This is a genomic window from Nostoc sp. MG11, from assembly GCF_014904695.1.
GTDB lineage: Bacteria > Cyanobacteriota > Cyanobacteriia > Cyanobacteriales > Nostocaceae > Komarekiella.
Window position 1 is genome coordinate 134210 of record NZ_JACXXN010000009.1, and the last position, 18471, is coordinate 152680.

13 protein-coding genes are annotated in these 18471 nt (G+C 39.1%); 3 read left to right on the forward strand and 10 right to left on the reverse strand.

The genetic code is table 11. The annotated features are described in order from the left end of the window. Window positions 1-35: 35 nt before the first annotated feature. Both HCR01_RS15830 and HCR01_RS15835 read left to right on the forward strand, forming a co-directional pair. A complete protein-coding gene (locus HCR01_RS15830) occupies window positions 36-917 on the forward strand; it encodes an ATP-grasp domain-containing protein (protein WP_193197097.1) in 882 nt (293 codons plus the stop codon). A 36-nt stretch (window positions 918-953) separates the two neighbouring features. Further along, on the forward strand, window positions 954-1766 hold the full coding sequence (locus tag HCR01_RS15835; protein WP_193197098.1) for a class I SAM-dependent methyltransferase: 813 nt from the start codon (window positions 954-956) through the stop codon (window positions 1764-1766). 113 nt (window positions 1767-1879) lie between these two features. On the opposite strand, the gene HCR01_RS15840 is transcribed toward HCR01_RS15835, so the two are convergent. After that, window positions 1880-3178 carry a dihydrolipoamide acetyltransferase family protein gene (locus HCR01_RS15840; RefSeq protein ID WP_193197099.1) on the reverse strand — a complete coding sequence of 433 codons (1299 nt, stop codon included), beginning with the start codon at window positions 3176-3178 and terminating at the stop codon, window positions 1880-1882. Window positions 3179-3951: 773 nt separating this feature from the next. Between HCR01_RS15840 and HCR01_RS15845 the strand changes: the two genes are divergently transcribed. After that, entirely contained in the window at window positions 3952-4473 is a 522-nt protein-coding gene (locus HCR01_RS15845) for a hypothetical protein (RefSeq protein ID WP_193197100.1), read from the forward strand. Window positions 4474-4614: 141 nt separating this feature from the next. Here the strand turns inward: HCR01_RS15845 and HCR01_RS15850 are convergent, their stop codons facing one another. The 9 genes from HCR01_RS15850 to HCR01_RS15890 all read right to left on the reverse strand — a co-directional run bounded on the left by HCR01_RS15850 (window position 4615) and on the right by HCR01_RS15890 (window position 18433). Then, window positions 4615-5064 (reverse strand): YlqD family protein, encoded by a 450-nt coding sequence (locus tag HCR01_RS15850; RefSeq protein WP_162394967.1) that lies wholly within the window; start codon window positions 5062-5064, stop codon window positions 4615-4617. A gap of 40 nt (window positions 5065-5104) precedes the next feature. Next, entirely contained in the window at window positions 5105-7078 is a 1974-nt protein-coding gene (locus HCR01_RS15855; protein WP_193197101.1) for an AMP-dependent synthetase/ligase, read from the reverse strand. 1069 nt (window positions 7079-8147) lie between these two features. Continuing rightward, window positions 8148-9035 (reverse strand): oxidoreductase, encoded by an 888-nt coding sequence (locus tag HCR01_RS15860; RefSeq protein ID WP_193197102.1) that lies wholly within the window; start codon window positions 9033-9035, stop codon window positions 8148-8150. A gap of 129 nt (window positions 9036-9164) precedes the next feature. Further along, entirely contained in the window at window positions 9165-9392 is a 228-nt protein-coding gene (locus HCR01_RS15865) for an MbtH family protein (protein ID WP_193197103.1), read from the reverse strand. A 101-nt stretch (window positions 9393-9493) separates the two neighbouring features. Next, a complete protein-coding gene (locus tag HCR01_RS15870) occupies window positions 9494-10867 on the reverse strand; it encodes an MATE family efflux transporter (RefSeq protein WP_193197104.1) in 1374 nt (457 codons plus the stop codon). A gap of 25 nt (window positions 10868-10892) precedes the next feature. Then, on the reverse strand, window positions 10893-11924 hold the full coding sequence (locus tag HCR01_RS15875) for a sucrase ferredoxin (RefSeq protein WP_193197105.1): 1032 nt from the start codon (window positions 11922-11924) through the stop codon (window positions 10893-10895). A gap of 55 nt (window positions 11925-11979) precedes the next feature. Then, window positions 11980-12867 carry an SDR family oxidoreductase gene (locus HCR01_RS15880; RefSeq protein ID WP_193197106.1) on the reverse strand — a complete coding sequence of 296 codons (888 nt, stop codon included), beginning with the start codon at window positions 12865-12867 and terminating at the stop codon, window positions 11980-11982. A gap of 68 nt (window positions 12868-12935) precedes the next feature. Beyond that, on the reverse strand, window positions 12936-14321 hold the full coding sequence (locus tag HCR01_RS15885) for a cytochrome P450 (RefSeq protein ID WP_193197107.1): 1386 nt from the start codon (window positions 14319-14321) through the stop codon (window positions 12936-12938). After that, window positions 14321-18433 (reverse strand): non-ribosomal peptide synthetase, encoded by a 4113-nt coding sequence (locus HCR01_RS15890; RefSeq protein WP_193197108.1) that lies wholly within the window; start codon window positions 18431-18433, stop codon window positions 14321-14323. Before HCR01_RS15890 ends, HCR01_RS15885 begins: the two co-directional genes overlap by 1 nt. Between the last annotated feature and the right edge of the window lie 38 nt (window positions 18434-18471).

Sequence of the window (18471 nt, forward strand, 5' to 3'; positions counted from 1 at the left end):
CCACTTTTTGAACGCAGAGGTACGCTGAGAAATAGATGATTGCTTTAAGTGAATCGACCGAACAAATAGAGTCATCAGCCAGTGCTAGTGAAAATAAATTAATGACTGAGGCTGCTCGGATATTGGGGTGCAAAGTCTACTATATGCCGCGAGATTTTCAACGCTGTGGTACAGCAGAAAATGCTTTATGGCATATTCCTAAGTCTGCTATAGAAACTGCTGGTATCTGGGTAGAATATATCCCAAAATTGGAGCGTTATGAAGCTATATATCAAGCTGCTTTAGCTAAGGGGATAAGATTACTCAATACTCCATTAGAACATCAGACAGCTTTGGAGTTTAATCTGTTTTATCCACACTTAAAGGGATTAACACCTGAGAGTGTGGTAATTACTTCGACAGATGAATGTATTGAAGCTGGTGAATTATTGGGATTTCCTGTGTTTGTTAAAGGCACAGTTCAATCTATAAAAATGCAAGGATGGAAGTTTTGCATAGCAAATAATCAAGAAGAGTTAATAGAACTAGCCAGATTATTTTTAAAATTAAAAGAGCGATCGCGAGGTCAAGTTATTATTAGAAAGCTGGTAAAGTTGCGACACCAGCGTCTAGCTCCCAATGGTTTCCCAATGGAAAGAGAATTTAGATGCTTTATTTATAATCAGCAGCTTCTAAAATATGGATATTATTGGGATGGTCAAGATGATTTGAGTAAGTTATCAACACAACAGGAAAAGCAAGTTTTAAGCTTGGCAATCTTAGCCTCTGAGCGCCTTGGTGTTCCTTATGTGGCAATTGATATCGGGCAATTAGAAAGTGGAGAATGGATTGTAATAGAGACAGCAGATGCTCAATTTGCTGGTCTATGTCAAATTTCTGCTCTTGAGTTGTGGAATAAGTTGAAAGACATATATTAATATTTTCATGTTTTACCAGCGAAACATAAGCATGTTATGCAAAATAGCCAATACGAGCAACAGTACAAGCAAAAAGTAATTAATTTTTTTAATAGCAGAACTACTTACGATAATGATTACACTATTCATCGCGCTCTGCCTCTATTAGAACTAATTCAATTACAGAAGGGACAAAAAGTATTGGATATGGCAACTGGCACAGGTATCATTGCCATTGCTGCTGCACAAATTGTTGGTTTTGAAGGAAAAGTAACTGGCGTAGATTTTTCTTCAGGGATGCTTGCTCAAGCACGACAGAAAATTGAGGAATTAGGCTTGCAAAATATTGAACTAATTGAAGCAGATGCAGAGTATGTAAACTTCAATGATGAAAGTTTTGATGTAATTCTTTGTTCCACTGCGATCGCATACTTTAAAGATATTCCTGCTGCTCTAAATAAATGGTATCATTTTCTCAAAAATGGTGGAGTCGTCGGATTTTCTTGTTGCTCTGAAAAATCTTGTGAAGCACCACTCATAATTGAGGTTTGTGATCAACATGGTATTTTGTTGACAAATATCAATGAGCAAATTGGTACTCCAGAAAAGTGTCATCAACTGCTAGCAGAAGCTAGTTTTCAAGATATTGAAGTGAAAATTCAACAACTAGGTTTTTACCGCAGTCTTGAGCAAGCTAGAGACTGGAATGGAGAATGGTTTAATCCTAGAGAAAATCCTTTGTCCCAGGTTTCGGCAGAGCAAATGACAGAATTGAAAGCAGATTATCGTAAAAAAATTGAGGCAAAAGCAACTAAACAAGGTGTTTGGTACGAAAATCTGACTTTTTTCGTAACTGCTCGAAAGGTGTGAAACTATTAGTAATTTAAATCTCTGTATATATTAAAATACCATTAAACAAAAAGACTTGGAGTTAGATAACTTCCAAGTCATGAATTTAACTTTTGTTGAAACCGTACTTTTAATTACAGTGTTAAAGATTGAGGATTTGTCTCAATCAACTTAGCTAAATCTTGTAAAAATGCGGCAGCATGAGTACCGTAAATAATGCGGTGGTCAGAAGTAATATTCACTTGCATTTGTTGCCGCACACCAAATAAACCGTCAGCTGTTGCTACCACTTGCGGACGGGATGCGCCGATCGCTAAAATTGAACCTTGTCCAGGCGGTAAAATTGCATCAAATTTGTCTACGCCAAACATCCCCAAGTTCGACAGGGTAAAGGTACCGCTATTGTATTCTTCGGGTTGAAGTTGTTTGGCTCTGGCGCGGTCTACTAAAGACTTCCAAGTGCGTGAGAGAGAATAAATATCTACTATGTCTGCGTTCTGCAACACGGGCGTAATCAATCCGCCATCATCCATCGCCACAGCTACGGAAATATTAATGCCAGAATGATATATAGTGCCCTGGTCTGAGTAGCTAGCATTTAGTAGTGGGTGTTTTTGCAAAGTCACCGCTACAGCTTTCGCTAGTAGCGCTGTCATTGTCACGCCTTTGGATTTAATTTGTTTGTAAAGTTTATCTAGTCCATCCGTGGTAATTGTGTAACCCACATGGAAGATAGGCACGGATAGGCTAGCTACCATATTCCGTACTACAGCATTTTGCAGTGTAGTTAGGGGCACTACCTGACCAGGAACAGCTGCTACTGTTGGTGCTGGTGCTGGTGTCCGAGGGGGTGGGGGCGCAACTGGAGTAGTAGTTGGTGTAGGTGCTGGAGCAACTGAGGTGGTAGCGGGTTGCTTGCCTTTATTGATGGTTGCTTCTACATCCTCGGCAACAATGCGACCGTGGGGGCCACTGCCTTTGAGAGTACTTAAATCAACTTTTAGTTCTTTAGCTAACTTGCGAGCACGGGGTGAAACCACAAGCCGTCCCTCTCTATGGTTAGACCCATTTTTAGACGCCAAGGTAGGTGTTGCAACTGAAGCTGTCGCTGGGATTGGTTCTGGAGAGGAGGTAGCAGTACTAGCAGCGCCACCTGAGTTAGCAAGAGATTTTGCGGTTTCTATTTCAGCTTCCGTTTCCGCTATGAAGGCGATCGCAGACCCTACCGGGGCGGTGTCACCAGCTGGCACTATGATATGGGCAATGTATCCCTCATAAAAGGATTCCACATCCATATCTGCTTTATCTGACTCGACCACCACCACTGTTTCGCCTTTTTCCACTTTGTCGCCTGGCGATTTCACCCAGGAGACAATTTTGCCTTCGGTCATGGTGGAACTAAGCGCCGGCATAAATACTTCGTGAATGCTCATAGGGTGGTTTTAGAAGCAATATTTTATGGACTTTAACAGCTTTTACCAGATCGAATTGTATCTTGACAGGAGAATTTTGGTTGGGAGATTTTATATTTTAGGCTGAAGAGTGGAGCAGGGGGGCAGTCATTGGTGTCAACTTAACTTGAAAGCTTAGTCTGATAAGCATTTCAAAGTTTTTCGATGTACCACCTAGATTTGAGATCCCCCCTAACCCACGCCAGTCGCTCCACTTGGGGAGACCCCAAGACCGCGCTGGCTCCCCTTTTTAAGGGGGGAATTAGAATCGAATGCCCCCTTTTGAAGGGGGTTGGGGGATCTGAAACTACTGGAAATTGAGTGTTTGAGCTTAAGTTGACACCAATGGGGGGCAGTGCTTCCCTACGGGAGGCTACGCCAACGCCTACGCGGCAGTTGAGCGAAGTCGAAACTCAGCAACCGGGGCAGGGGGAGAATAAATACTGACTCTTGACTTTTGACCCTTGACCCTTGACCCTTGACTCCTAACCCCAGGAACCTACATATCGCTTAGAGGTCTATATACAAAGCTATACTCAATGGTTAGTCAATATGCCGCTTTAATCATTGAATGTTGGCTTTCAAAAACCACCATGAGTTTCTCACAATTCAACTAGGATTGTCATATATATTTATATTCTTCATAATTACTGTTCAAAATACAGAAGCTTCCTAACAGTAGAGGATGTGGGGTAGAAGTTAAATCTAGAATTCAAGATTGCTAATTAAACTTTTTGAAATTCCTGTTTAATTTTATGTCGGTAAAGTTGAAGTTGTTTTTGATTTTGATACTAAGTGTCTTTGCTACTGCTGGCGCTGGAGTTTATCTTACCCAGCACCAGCTATCTGCACCGATTTTTGAGACTAGTGAGCAATCCCAGCAGATGGAAGCAATTCCTCAGTCTCAGGAAGTTGTGGCATACTCAGAGCGTTCCGATTATAAAACTATACCTTTAGAAAATATCAACTCAGGTTTACAAGGTAGTGATCCTGCTACTCTCGCCTTGAATGCTTTTGATGACATGGCATCAGTCAAAGGAACGCGAAAGGTAGAGGTAGTTTATCCGCAACGAAATCATGCTTCAGTGACGATTACGCAAATCAAGCAGAGTGATGATTCAGTTGGTGCGATTAAATATCGGGTTGAGATGACAACCTTTGGGCGATCGCTTTTTATTAGCTCACCCCCAGTTTGGCAAATTGTCTGGGTTGGCTCCCAGGAGCAATGTTTGCCTGGGAGCCGCGCCTACAAAAAAGTAACGCAAAGCTGTAATTAGTCATCTGTCATTGGTTATAGAATAACGAACAAATGACAAAGCGCAAAGTCTGAGCGCCGGCTTCCGGCGAACAGACGGCAGTTCCTTTAAGCGGGGGAACCCCGCCAACGGACTGCCTCAACTTTGTAAGAGATGACAAATTTAAATATCGCCGCGAATTTCTTCTACAATGCCATCGCGCAGAACGATTTCGACCTGCATTTTGCTAATCAAGTTATCACCCGGTTCTACCCGGAAAAAGCCTTCCATTTGGAATTGATTGACTTCCTGATCCTGCTGGAGAAACTGAACTTGCTGAAGGTTTTGTAGTAATTGATTCTTCTGCTCTAGCAGTTCACTTTTCTTTTGATTGACTTGGAGTTGGATATTGTCAATTTGTTGGAGGGTCTGGGGGCCAGGTGGTTGCAGACTTTGCTTTTGAATTGCGGCGATCGCTCTTTGTCCTTCAACGTCTAGCTGTTGCAATTGCTGATCACTTTGATTGATCTGCGCTTGTAGTTGCTGTTGAACTTCCTCTTTCCAGAGGGGAGTGACGATGACTTTGACATTAACGACGCGTTTCAGAAGCAATTGAGGTTTGGAGACATCCATAAAAGTTTCACGTTCACTCTATAGTTTGCAGGTGGAATTATCAGGCAAACATGCCGTCAATAATACCGCGATAGCGTTCGGTGACGACATGTCGCCGAGTTTTCAGTGTTTGTGTCATCATGCCATTTTCAATGGAAAATGGCTCTAGAATGAGTCTGAACGGCCCAATGCGGTCATCAGGTCGATAGCCTGGACGGTTTTGCACTTCCCGATTCAATTCTCGGCGAAACAAATCCTGGATTATTTTACTCTCCAGATCAACGACAGTGGTGGATTCTGAGGAAGTTGCTTCGGGTAGACGCAGTTGCAGATTTTGACTTTGTGCCCATTTTTCTAAGGCTTCGAGATTGGGGACAATTAAAGCTCCGATGCTGCGTTGATCTTGTCCAACCAGCATAATTTGATCGATGTAGGGCGATCGCAAACACGCATCTTCAATCGGCTGCGGCTCGATGTTCTCCCCATTACTCAATACAATCGTATCTTTTGCTCTGCCAGTCAGCACCAATTCGTTTTGTGGTGTCACCAAACCCAAGTCGCCACTATCAAACCAACCTTCAGCGTCTATTGCTTTGGCTGTCGCTTCTGGATTTTGGTAATAACCTTGCATGATTTGGGGCCCCCTCAGCAGCACCAATCCCCGCTTACCCAATGGTAAAGGCGCTTTTGTTTCAGGATCTACAATTTTAGCCTCTGTAACAGGGAGTGGTTGTCCTGATGTACCAATCATATTTCGCCAAGGACGACGCACATGGGTGACAGGAGAAGTTTCTGTCAAGCCATAACCTTGCAAAATTTGCACACCAATAATTTCAAAAAAGTTATCTATGTGTTTTGGAAGCGCACCACCGCCACTAATTACTTGCTTGATTCGTGCTCCTGTTGCTTCTCGTACCTTGGCATAAACCAGTCGTTCTCCCAAAGCATGCAGGGGAAATAAAGCAGATGCCAGTATCTTAGCTGCTAATCGCTCGACAGATGAGGCATGAAGATTATCTAAACTCAACCCTTGGGCAATTCGCCGCGCTTTGATATATTTCTCACTAATACCCAGTAAAAAGTTAATTAAACGTTGCTTGTTTGCCGGTTGTTCGCGGAATTGTTTCTGCACTCCTTCATAAATTGATTCCCACAAGCGGGGTACAGCCACCATATAGTGGGGTTTAAATTCTTTTAAATCTCCTTTGAAAGAGCGTAAGTTAGTATAAACTTGCGTACAACCTTGAGATAGTAAATAATACTCAACTGTCCGTTCGTAGACGTGCCAAGACGGGAGAATACTGAGAACAATGTCTCCCTGTTGCGGTTGCACTACTGTGCCAAAAGTTGTCACTTGGTGCATCAAATTGTTATAAGACAGCATTACGCCTTTAGGTTTACCCGTAGTGCCAGAGGTATAAATTAGAGTTGCCAAAGCATCACGTTTTTGCCTGACTGGTACAAAAGTATCATTTCCCCCAACTTCTATCAACTGTGAAAAATTCAGCACCTTTATGGTTTCCTGTGTTGGTGGTGCTTCATCCGAAAGTAAAACTATTAGTTGAATGGATAAATCGTTGAGGCGGTCTTGCAGTTTATTTAATGTTTTTAAATCCTCAAGTACCAGGGCCGTACTGCCACTATTGGCTATGATAAACAGCAGTTCTTCTCGTTCTGCTTGGGAGCTACGCACCGCATCAACTCCTCCAGCCGTCATTATACCTTGATCTGCAATAAACCACCGAGGACTGTTGTCAGCAATCAGGGAAATGCGATCGCCAACTTTTACCCCTAATGCTTGCAACCCAGCAGCAAATTTTTGAATTTGCTCTGCTAACTGAGTATAAGTAATTGTTACTTCTGGTTTCGCATGGGGGTTGTGGAGAACAACAGTATCACCAAATCGCTTTGCTGCTAAAGGCCAAATTTCTGGTAGCGACTCCACATTTGTATAATCTACCAAACGCTCTAAGGCCTGGCGTTCTCGTTGAGTAATGTTAGATAAAAAAGAATATGCAGGTTGATTTTTTGACATAACACCGTACCAAAATCTACTATTTTGCTAGTTTTCTAGCTAATTTTGTTATTACGCTACAATATACTTCTTCATTATCCACATTGCCTTTTGTGTTTAATAATTTCAGAAATTCATTCGTTATATTCACAAAAATTTATGTTAAGATTCATTTATATAGATTGCAAGCAATAAATTGCCAAAAAATCAATTGCACACAGCTTTGCTTGCAGCTGATCACAGCTGCCGCCTATTTCTCGCAGGGGGTGATTACCTATGAACTTAATGAATGCGATATTGTTAACACTGGTCAATACTGCCGCTTGTTTAGCATTACCTAAGCTCTTAGCTATTCTTCTAGCTCCTAAAGCCAAATCTACTGAACTATCACCGAAGCGTCTCAAACTACAGACAGTTAGAGTAGAACTTACCAGCTTTCCATATTGTACAGTTTACACATTGACGGGTAGACAATTTTGTAAGTTTAGTCCTCGTTTCTGTGACAAGTGTTCTCCAAACTGAATGGATAGTTGATAGGTAAAGTCTCTCTACTTCTGACTAGTTTTCAACTATCTCTTCAATACGGATTCATTTTTGTTGTTTAAATTCAGTGAAGTATAGAGTCAAAGAGTTTTTTAGAGAGTTACTATATAAAACTTATGATTACTATAGATAAAAAGATATATTTGGTTAGCTTATATCTAATAAAAGAAATATAAAATATTGCCTTGAAGCAAGTGTACTATTTATGCCTCAAACTAATAAATAGTACATACTGAACTTTTTTCAAGGTGCATTAGCTATGAATTTGATGGATGGTATATTTCTGACTCTACTAAATACTGTTGCCTGCCTTGCGTTACCAAAGTTACTATCTATAATTTCGTCTGCCAAAAGCCAAGGTAATAAGCGATCGCAGTCTATCATGACTTCACAGGATTCTAACTCTGAAATTCCCAGTTTTTCATAATATTAAGGAGATGCGATCGCTTAGTTGATAGCTTAGTAGTTAATAGTCATGCCAAGAACCTAACATGCGTACAAGTGTGTATGGTTCTTTGTTGTACACAGGAAACCGCAAAAAATAGCACTATTTGGCTACTAGAACCTCATCAAACGCAGTATTTACAGATACTTCCCTCCAAGCATCAAGTTCTGCTTTAACCGATTCTAGCTTGGCATTAATCGCATAAATTGCATCTTCTCCAAGGATTAATCTCAGTGGCGGTTGATCACTATTAACTGCTTGAATCATTGCCAGAGCTGCTTTTTTTGGATTACCTGGTTCCTCAAAATCTAATTTCATATCCAAGATATCCCGCGCACCTTTACGCATCTCACCAATTACTGTTTCATAGTCATTGATTTGGATATCAGCTATGACAAGAGAACGCGTAACAAAATTTGTACGAAATGCACCAGGTTCAACTATTGTAATTTTGATACCAAGAGGTGTAACTTCTTGAGCTAATGCTTCGGAAATTCCTTCTAGCGCAAATTTAGCACCATTATAGATTCCCGTACCAGGATATGACACAAACCCACCTACTGATGAAATATTAAGAATGTGTCCACTGCGTTGTTGTCGCATGTGAGGTAATACTGTCCGTAGTACTTCCAAGGCACCAAAAAAGTTTGTTTCAAACTGACGGCGAACTCCTTCATCGCTGACTTCTTCTATTGCCCCTAAAATTCCATATCCAGCATTATTAACAAGTACATCAATACGTCCAAATTTGGCAATTGCCTGTTTCACTGCTTCTCGTATTTCTTCGGGTTTAGTGACATCAAGTTGCAGCGCTAATGCACGATTCGGCGGAAAGCTTGCCACTAAATCTTCTATATGCTGTGGGTTCCTTGCCGTTAACACCACAGTCTCACCCTGCTCAAGCACTGTTTCTGCTAATGCTCGACCTAAGCCTTTCGAGCTACCAGTAATAAACCATATCCGTGTTTGAGAAACTGAGGATATTGCCATAGAAATTCTCCATTTTTAACAAGCGTTACTAAGCTAAAAAACTTGACATTGCAGCAGCAGAAAAATGCTTATATCTTGTGAGTGAGCATACAAAACCCATCCAGATAAGTGATTTCAACGTGCATCTACTTACTGGATGTTGCCAGATGTGTCCTGCATCTGCTTCCGAAGACTAAGCGGCCTCATATCAGTCCAGACTTCTTTGATGTAATCTAGACATTCTTGCTTTAAACCATTTTTTCCGACATCCTTCCAACCAAGAGGGCTTTCGCGCTCAGATGGCCAAATGGAATACTGTTCTTCGTGATTAATTACAACTTTGTAAATTGTTGTGTCTTCTTTGTCATTTTGATACATAATTAACCTTTTGGTATTTAATTAAACATGCCTTGTAATCTGGCGCTAACTTTAATAATTGGTGCGGAAAAATTTAATTATTATATTAGTTTTATATCTAACTATTTACTCTCTTGAACTTTAAGCAAATTCAAATACTTAAATTCCAAAACTGTTAGTACCAATATAATTAACATAAATAAAATATCTGCTAAAAACATTCCATAATATATGCCTCTGACACCTGAGATTCGAGAAAAGAATAGTATCATCGGCACAGTTAAGATTATACTTCTTAGCAAAATTACTACTAATACAGTTTTACCTTTGCCTATGGATAGAAAAAGAGTATTGCTAAAGAATGCTACAGACCATATTGGCATTAGTATACTGAGAATTCTAAAATTTAGCAGGTCATCTTGTGTAAAATTTACGCTTGGCAGAATTAGACCCAAAAATGTCCTTGGAGATAATTGTAAAGGCAACCAAATTAATATTAATAAAATAGTTCCAATAATTGCAAAAGTCAAGTATGCTTTTTTGATCCTTTCATAATTTTTTGCGCCGTAATTCATTCCAATTATAGGTTGTAATGCTTGTGCAAAACCAATAATGGGAATAAATACAATTGATGTCAGTTTTCCCGTTGCTCCAAAGAAAGCAATATCACTGTTTGTTCCGTAGTAAGAAATTAAATTAAAAATTACAAAATCTTGAATCAATATGGTTACTGGATAAAATAATTCTGATATTCCAACGGATAGAATTGCACGTAGTAAGTCTATGGCGATCGCTAAATTTTTAAAATTAACTGAAATAGAACTTTTACCAGAAACAAAATAACCTAAGTTGGCAATACTATAAACAACCATCGCCATAACTGTCGCCAGAGCGATCCCTTGAATTCCCCAATGAAATACACTGATGAATATATAATTTAATATAATATTAATAACGACAAAAAGCCAGTCAAATATTGTGCTTAACCGAATCTTTCCTTCTGATTTTATAACTTGATTACAAGCTTCCGCTATGATCAAAAATACTGATCCTAGTATATAGATCTTAAAATATTTTGTACCTTCTAAAGCAACTTCACCACTTCCTCCAATGAATACAATTAATTCTTCACTAAAGCTGTAACCAATAATTGTGATGAAAAATGAGATGACAACACTCATCACAATTAAGTTGCTAAGTATTTTGGACTGAGTTTTGATATCTCCAGAACCAATAGCTCGACTAATAACAGAAGCAGAACCTACCCCAACTAACAGGGCAAATCCGTTTACTATACTTGTAAATGGCAGTGCAAGTGAAATCCCAGCTAAAGCAGTTTCACCAATGAATCTTCCTGCAAACAAAGCATCAATAAAAGTGTTTAAACTAAGCATCAATATCCCCAAAGTACTGGGAATAGATAACTTAAACATCAGCTTAATAAGATTACCTTGAAGGATTTCATTTGTAATTTGAGATTGTTTTTGTGAAGTCATTTTTTAGTTTTTGGATCATTTCTGTTTACTCAACTTTAATCAAACGGCTAACGTGATACTGCCTCACTACTTCTAACTCCATCTCTTTTGCTGAGTTAAATGCACTCATGACGTCACCACAGACTTCTACTCTGGCTTCATAAGCACCTGATGTACTACCATCTGGAACTGCAAAATCAATACGAACTTCTGCCCAGTCAGCATCCTGTCCTTGGGCAACATTTTCCATCGCCAGCACTTTGCCTGCTTTCAAGTAATCTAGCCAACTCCAACTAGACTGCATCCAAATTTCGCGTTCAGCATTTTGCTCAAATTCACTTAAACCAGTCCATCCTCGATAGTATTGACGCAAGCCAAAAACTGAACCATTTCGCTGCACCAATAAATCCAATACATCTGGCTCTAAATGTCCCCATAAATGACCTTGGGGTAAATCAACTAAGGTAGGAGCAAATTGATGACCACCAAAATGAGTTGTTTGCCAAATTCTTAACTTTCCATTAGAAGCAGGAGCATATTCTTTACGTAATCGTCGATAGATAAGAGTCCCAAATCTGCCACAAGCAAGGTCAACTTGAGCATGGGTACAAACCATAAGTTCACGAATGTGACTCGTTTTGTGTTGATATTGCTGAAATTCCGATAAATCGTTAGGTTGGTGCATTAACTGCTTAAATATTGCTGTCACCAAAGCAACGGTTTCGCTTTCTGGAACAATAAACTCCTGTTTCTCAAACTGAGAAAACAGCTTTGCAGGACGGTAGTAGTAGAACAGGCGGGTAAAACCAGGATAAGAATACTCGCCATCAGGAGCAATTAGCATCGGTTTCAACTTAACCCCATGCTTAAAAATTAACTCTTCAAATAAACCCATCAATGATTTAATAGTTGGATTTTTTTGAAATATTTCTTGCGGCCAAGGTTGGGCAACTTCCACAATCAACCAATAATCGTAAGTACCTGCTGTCCCAATTAGATCTTCTCCATTAGCTTTAGAAACCAAGGAACAAAAACGACAGTCACTTATGAGAAATTGGTGAGTATGTTGAGTTGGCATATTTACTATCTCTGCTCTAGCTGTTTTTCAAAAATAATGAAATAGCGATAAATTACTAATCAAATCCCATTCCTTTTTGCATATCCTTGTATAAGTTGTCATAAAAATATTGATGCGGTACCAATCTTTTATACAAGGCATATAGCCTAAGTTCCCATGATGATTGTGTGACAAAATATTGTCTTTTAGGTTTTCTAGCTTCCAGAGCCTCCAAAATTGTATTTGCCACTTTTTCAGGTGGTAAACCTGTGCTGCGATTGTCCTCTACTGCTCCTTGCATATATATTTTGTAATTTTTGCCATATATAGCTTTAGTTTCGGGTAACATATTAGCTAATGTTTCCTGGTAACTAGCTTCTACTTTGTTAGCCTGTTCTGGGGTTACTATTCCCCCTGGTAAGATAGAAATAACCTCAATTCCACTAGAGGATAATTCCATTCGTAAAGAATCTGTAATTGCCTCGATCGCAAATTTTGAAGCAGATAAGAGACTTCTATAAGGTAGAGCTAATCTGCCACAAATCGCGCTGATATTAATGATTCGACCTTTAGCTTGTCGGATCATTGGCAAGAATGCTTGGGTAACTGCAATTTGACCGATAACATTTACTTCAAAATTCCATCGGATGTCATCTATCGGAATACATTCGAGTGGCCCATCTACTGCTACAACTGCATTATTAATTAAGGCAAATAATCCTTCATCGCCAACTGCTAATGAGACAAATTCGCTAGCAGATTTAATTTCTTCTGCTTTTGTGATGTCCATAATAATTGGTGTTAAATTACCAGATGCAGCCTGCTTTAGTGAATGTGCATCTTTCTCTGTGCGAACTCCAGCAAAAACGCGATATCCTTGTTTGGCTAGTAAAAGTGCGGTTACTCGACCTAAACCTGTAGATGTTCCTGTGATGACGACTGTGCCTTTATTAGTGTTATTCATGTCTTTTTATGTCTAGAAAGGGTAAATTTAGAAATATAAGTAACGAAATGAAAAATCAAATTCACTGGCTAAACTAAACCAGCAGTTAATGGTTGCGATTGTCCTTGATCTTGACGGCGATCGCGCATGACCATTTTCACACCACTTGCAGGAGAACAAATCAAACCTGCGAATTTGGGACGTTCTGGGCGCTTACTAACTAACTCTAATTGATAGCCTGAAAGAATCGTTGCTAATACAAGTTTCATTTCAAATAGGGCAAAAGTTCCGCCAATACACACACGATAACCGCCACCAAATGGCAGAAATTCGTAAGGAGAAAATTGTTTTTCTAAAAAGCGCTCTGGTCGAAATTCCTTTGGATTTGGATATAAATCATTACGCTGATGCGTCGAATAAATATTACCAATAAGTATCGTACCCGGATGCAGTTCGTACCCCATGATTTCAACGGTCGATTCTACCAACCTGGGAAATGTAAACAACTGAGTTGGATAAATTCGCAAAACTTCATTACATACAGCACTGAGGTAGGGGAGTGCAATAATGCTCATGGGGTCTGGATTTTGACCAAGACTATCAAGTTCTTTTAGTAGTTTTTCTCGAATATCTTTTAAACGGTGAATCCAGTATAAAGACCAACTAATAGCAGTCCCAGAAGCATCAGCAGCGGCAAATATAGGTGATAACAAAAGGTCACGCACCTCTTCATTGCTTAATAATTCACCTGTTTCATCACGAGCAAATATCAAATCACAAAGTATATCAGTGCGTGAAAAATCTGCTTGTTTGCGACGTTCTTCGACTTCAGTAGATAGTAACTGAAAAAGTTCTCGTTGTAGGTGAAGAAGATATCCATGTGGACTCCATCTACCTAAATCTTTTTCTGGAAAAATATTGCTAAGAATTTTAACTATAAGAGATTGTCTATCGAGTTTAAGCAAAGATGCAAATAAATGCTTGATTTTGTCATAGCGTTCTCCTTTATATAAACCGATTACCCGCTCTATACCTACTTGAAAGGTAATATCTTCAATGACCGAGTATGCAACAAAAGGTTTTCCAACCACTTGTTTACTCATCATCTTTTCTGTGAGTTCACAGATACCTCGCCCACAGGCTTGCATCCGCGTTCCATGAAAAGCCTGCATTAGAAGCTTACGCCGATTTTTATGAATTAAACCATCAAGTTGCAGAACTCCTTGATTTCCAGTTATAAATGCGAAATCTTGATTCAACGCACCTGTAGCGGAAATTTCCTTGGTATTTGTGAAAATCTCTTTTATTCCTGAAGGATTGCTGATGTAAACAATTGGTGTAGAGCCAGACATTACAGTCACGATATCACCATAATGTTTGGAAATAGCATCCAGATAACTAAAGGGATTAACCTCAAATTGCAAACCTAGTAGCCATAAGGGTGTTTTCGGCCCTGGGGGTGGGGGTAGTTTCATCAGTCTTTTTTACTCCCATTACTTATTACATTGCACACAGCATGATCAATACAATTTCTCAGATGTTTAGCTAATTCCTGAATATGAGGCTCAACGAAAATTGAGAAATGATCGCCAGGAACTTCAATTACTTGAATAGGTTGACTAGAATATTTACCCCAACCTAATAAGGGATCATCAGTATTCCATTCTGGATTGTCAAAGTCATGAATAATTTCCTCCTTCGCTCGAAATAGAGTTATGGGTTGAGGATAAAGTAGCGGAACATAATCTCGCATGGCTTGAACATCAGCTTTAAAAAGTTTGTAATAGCTAATAAAATCTTTAATCTCTGTATCGCTAAAGATGAAGTTTGCTTTCTTATTAATCAAATCTATTTGCTCATTTAGGGGCAAATATCGAAGTTCTTCAAAGGGAATTGAAAAATCTATATTATTATCGGTTTTTATCGATTCAGCCATGCGGAGTAAAAATTTTGCATCGTCATCTTTTGTAGATTCAATGCGTGTTTCTGAGAGTATGGCATCAATAACAACTAGCAAATCTACCGTTTCACCCTGTCTTTGTAATTGCTGCGCCATTTCAAAAGCAAGTACACCGCCGTAACAATGTCCACCTAAAAGATAAGGGCCATTTGGCTGTACTTTACGAATTTCTTGGAGGTAGTTATTTGCTGTTTGTTCTAGTGAGATAATTTCAGGTTTTTCTTGGTTAGGGGTATGCTCCAAGGCATAAAATGGATAATCTTCACCAAGTCTTCTGGATAAGTTAAAGTAATGATTAATACCTCCACCAGCACCATGCATACAAAAGAAAGGTGTCTTTGAACCAGAAGAGTTAATTGCTACAATAGGTGAATTAGAAATTTCGTGCGATCGCTGACTTACAATGAGAGCGAGTTTCTCAATTGTAGGACTTTCAAAAAGAGTAGATAAGGTAAGATTATGCCCGAATTTATCTTGAATTTGAGCCATTAAGCGTACAGCTAAAAATGAGTGACCACCTAAGTTAAAGAAGTTGTCTGTTACGCCGACAGGGCTAATATTCAGCAGCTTTTCCCAAAGTTTTACTAATGATAATTCTGTAAAATTGCGAGGAGCAATGAGAGATTTAGTAGTATTTGGTCGAATAAGTTCATCTGTGGGAAGAAAACGCTTATCTACTTTGCCATTAGGCGTAAGTGGGAGTTCATCTAATACAACAATGGCAGATGGTAGCATATAATTAGGCAATTTTTGTTGCAAAGATAGCAATAATTGTGTAGCTATATCATGTTTTTCTGTGACAACATAAGCAATCAAAGATTGATTTTCTTGAACATCATTCACAGCAATTACAATAGATTCTTGTACATCTGGATATTGGGTAATAACTGTAGCAATTTCATGCAGTTCTACTCGAAAACCTCTGATTTTTACTTGTTCGTCATTACGACCTAAATATTCCAGATTACCATCGTTGAGATAACGAACCAAATCGCCTGTTTTATAAAGCTTTGTTTGGGGAATAAGGGGGTTATCGATAAATCTTTTCTGGGTTAATTCAAGACGATGTAAATATCCCCTTGCTAACCCATCACCACCAATATAAAGTTCGCCAACAACTCCTACAGGTGTTGGTTGTAAATTGCGATTCAACACATAGACTTGAGTATTATCAATAGGACGACCGATAGGGACACTGTTTGCTTGGTTTTGTAATAAACTGGTGTCGTAATAAGTAGCGTTAGCGGAAACTTCCGATGAGCCATAAAGGTTGATTAGTTTTGCAAATGGGATCAATTTTTGGAAAGTTTTAGCTAACTTAACAGACAGTGCTTCTCCGCTAGTTATCCAGAGTTTTAGGTGCAATAATTTCTTGACCAGATGATGGTAATTATCTAAAAGTAAGCGTAGTAATGAGGGTACAAGGATAATACGGGTAACTTTGTGATGCGCTAAAGCTTCTATAAATAACTGCGGGTCTAGTATAGTTGCATTGCTGATAATTACTGTAGGAATTCCCTGAAGTAAAGGAGCAAAAATTTCCCAAATAGAATCTACAAAGCTAATAGCTGTTTTCTGACAACAAACTTCTCCTGGGGTAAAAGGATAAGTTTTCCATAGCCAGTGTAAGCCATTCACTGTACCGCGATGAGTGCCAAGAACGCCTTTAGGAGTTCCAGTTGAGCCAGAAGTATAGATAATATAGGCAAGATTATCAGATGAAGAGATGTTAATGGGATTTTCTGGACTTTCTTGAGCAATTTCGTCTTTATGGATATCTAAGCAAACGATTTTAGCTGAAGATAATGATAGTTTTTCTAATATTACTTGGTGGCTAATTAATACCGATGCTTGAGAATCAGAGAGCATAAAATTTAGACGCTCAACTGGATAACTAGGATCAAGGGGAATGTATGCACCGCCAGCTTTCAGGATAGCTAAAATTCCCACTACCATGTTTACAGAACGTTCAAGACATAGAGCAACAAGTGTTTCTTTTGTTACGCCTTGTTTTTGTAAATAATGTGCAAGCTGATTAACTTGATGATTAAGTTGACGATAAGTAATTTTTTCTGATTGGCTAATTAATGCTAAAAAGTCAGGCGTTAATTCAACTTGCTGCTCGAATAATTGATGCAGAGATACATCTTGATAATCTACACGAGTTTGATTAAATTTGAATAATAATTGCTCTTGTTCAGATGTAGTTAGTAGTGATAATTCACAGATGCATTGCTCTGGATTAGCAACTATATTTTCTAATAAAGTCTGGTAATTATTAATAAATCGGGTAATGGTTATTGAATCAAAAATATCTGTATTGTACTCCAAACACCCTGTTAGTCCCTCTTGAGATTCAAACATCGACAGGAAAACATCAAGTTGGGCTGTACCGCTATCAAACTCTAAAGCCCGCAAGGTTAATCCAGATACTTCCTGCACAGATTTTGGAGTATTTTGCAGGACAAACATGACTTCATAAAGGGGATTACGGCTTAAGTCTCGTTCAGGTTGCAACTTTTCTACAAGTATCTCAAAAGGCAAATCTTGGTGTGCATAAGCATCGAGAGTCACCTCACGAACTCGATGTAAAATTTCACGGAAACTGGGATTACCACTGAGGTTATTACGCAATACTAAAGTATTAACAAATAGACCCAGCATCCCTTCTAATTCGGCTCGGTTGCGGTTGGCAATTGGAGAACCAATTAAGATATCTTCTTGGTCTGTGTAGCGGTATAATAAAATGTTAAACGCTGCCAGCAAACTCATAAATAAAGTGGCATCTTCTCGCTGGCTTAATTGTCTGAGTGCATCAGTTAAGGCTGTTGATAATGTAAAGTATTGCTTAGCACCAGCAAAAGTTGTGACAGTAGGTCGCGGACGGTCTGTGGGTAACTGTAGTACAGAAAGATCACCGCTTAGTTGTTGCTTCCAATAATTTAAGTTGGTTGCGAGGAATTCACCTTGGATGCGATCGCGTTGCCAAATGGTAAAATCTGCATACTGAATCGGGATTTCGGGTAAGGGAGAAAGCTGATTTGTTGAGAAAGCCGCATACAGCGTTGACAACTCCCGCAGGAACACACCACAAGACCATCCATCTGTGATGATGTGGTGCATGGTTAAAAGCAAAATGTATTCTTCTGCGCTCAAACGTAGTAAAGTTGCTCTGACTAAAAGTTCTTTAGCTAAATTAAAGGATTTTGTTGCTTCTTCTGCTACAAGTTGTTTTACTTCTCCTTCCCAATCTTTACCAGACAAATGCTCAAGATTAATGATAGGTAAATCCCAAGTTAGTTGTGGTGCAATTTCTTGTATTGGCTCTCCATTTACAAGTCTAAAGTTTGTGCGCCAAATTTCATGACGCTTGAGGATTTCATTGAGGCTTTGTTGAAGCGCCGTAATATTTAGTTGTCCTTTTATATGAAAAGCAATGGGAATATTGTAGAAAGAACTCCCGTGGTAGAGTTGGTCTATAAACCATAGTCTTTGTTGGGAGAAAGATAAGGGAATATTCTGAGATGTTTGGCGTTTGGGAATAGTATTAGCTTGGAATTTTCCCCCCTTCCATTTTTCTAAAAGGGCTTTTTTTGCGGGGGATAAGTTAGAGTGCTGTTTGTCCATTGCTAATATGTAATTATAAGGTTATTGATTGCGATCAC

Excerpts from the sequence above, each read along its gene's own strand:
- HCR01_RS15830 (WP_193197097.1), top strand. The coding sequence starts at position 36 with ATGATTGCTTTAAGTGAATCGACCGAACAAATAGAGTCATCAGCCAGT.
- HCR01_RS15835 (WP_193197098.1), top strand. The coding sequence starts at position 954 with ATGCAAAATAGCCAATACGAGCAACAGTACAAGCAAAAAGTAATTAAT.
- HCR01_RS15840 (WP_193197099.1), bottom strand. The coding sequence starts at position 3,178 with ATGAGCATTCACGAAGTATTTATGCCGGCGCTTAGTTCCACCATGACC.
- HCR01_RS15845 (WP_193197100.1), top strand. The coding sequence starts at position 3,952 with ATGTCGGTAAAGTTGAAGTTGTTTTTGATTTTGATACTAAGTGTCTTT.
- HCR01_RS15850 (WP_162394967.1), bottom strand. The coding sequence starts at position 5,064 with ATGGATGTCTCCAAACCTCAATTGCTTCTGAAACGCGTCGTTAATGTC.
- HCR01_RS15855 (WP_193197101.1), bottom strand. The coding sequence starts at position 7,078 with ATGTCAAAAAATCAACCTGCATATTCTTTTTTATCTAACATTACTCAA.
- HCR01_RS15860 (WP_193197102.1), bottom strand. The coding sequence starts at position 9,035 with ATGGCAATATCCTCAGTTTCTCAAACACGGATATGGTTTATTACTGGT.
- HCR01_RS15865 (WP_193197103.1), bottom strand. The coding sequence starts at position 9,392 with ATGTATCAAAATGACAAAGAAGACACAACAATTTACAAAGTTGTAATT.
- HCR01_RS15870 (WP_193197104.1), bottom strand. The coding sequence starts at position 10,867 with ATGACTTCACAAAAACAATCTCAAATTACAAATGAAATCCTTCAAGGT.
- HCR01_RS15875 (WP_193197105.1), bottom strand. The coding sequence starts at position 11,924 with ATGCCAACTCAACATACTCACCAATTTCTCATAAGTGACTGTCGTTTT.
- HCR01_RS15880 (WP_193197106.1), bottom strand. The coding sequence starts at position 12,867 with ATGAATAACACTAATAAAGGCACAGTCGTCATCACAGGAACATCTACA.
- HCR01_RS15885 (WP_193197107.1), bottom strand. The coding sequence starts at position 14,321 with ATGAAACTACCCCCACCCCCAGGGCCGAAAACACCCTTATGGCTACTA.
- HCR01_RS15890 (WP_193197108.1), bottom strand. The coding sequence starts at position 18,433 with ATGGACAAACAGCACTCTAACTTATCCCCCGCAAAAAAAGCCCTTTTA.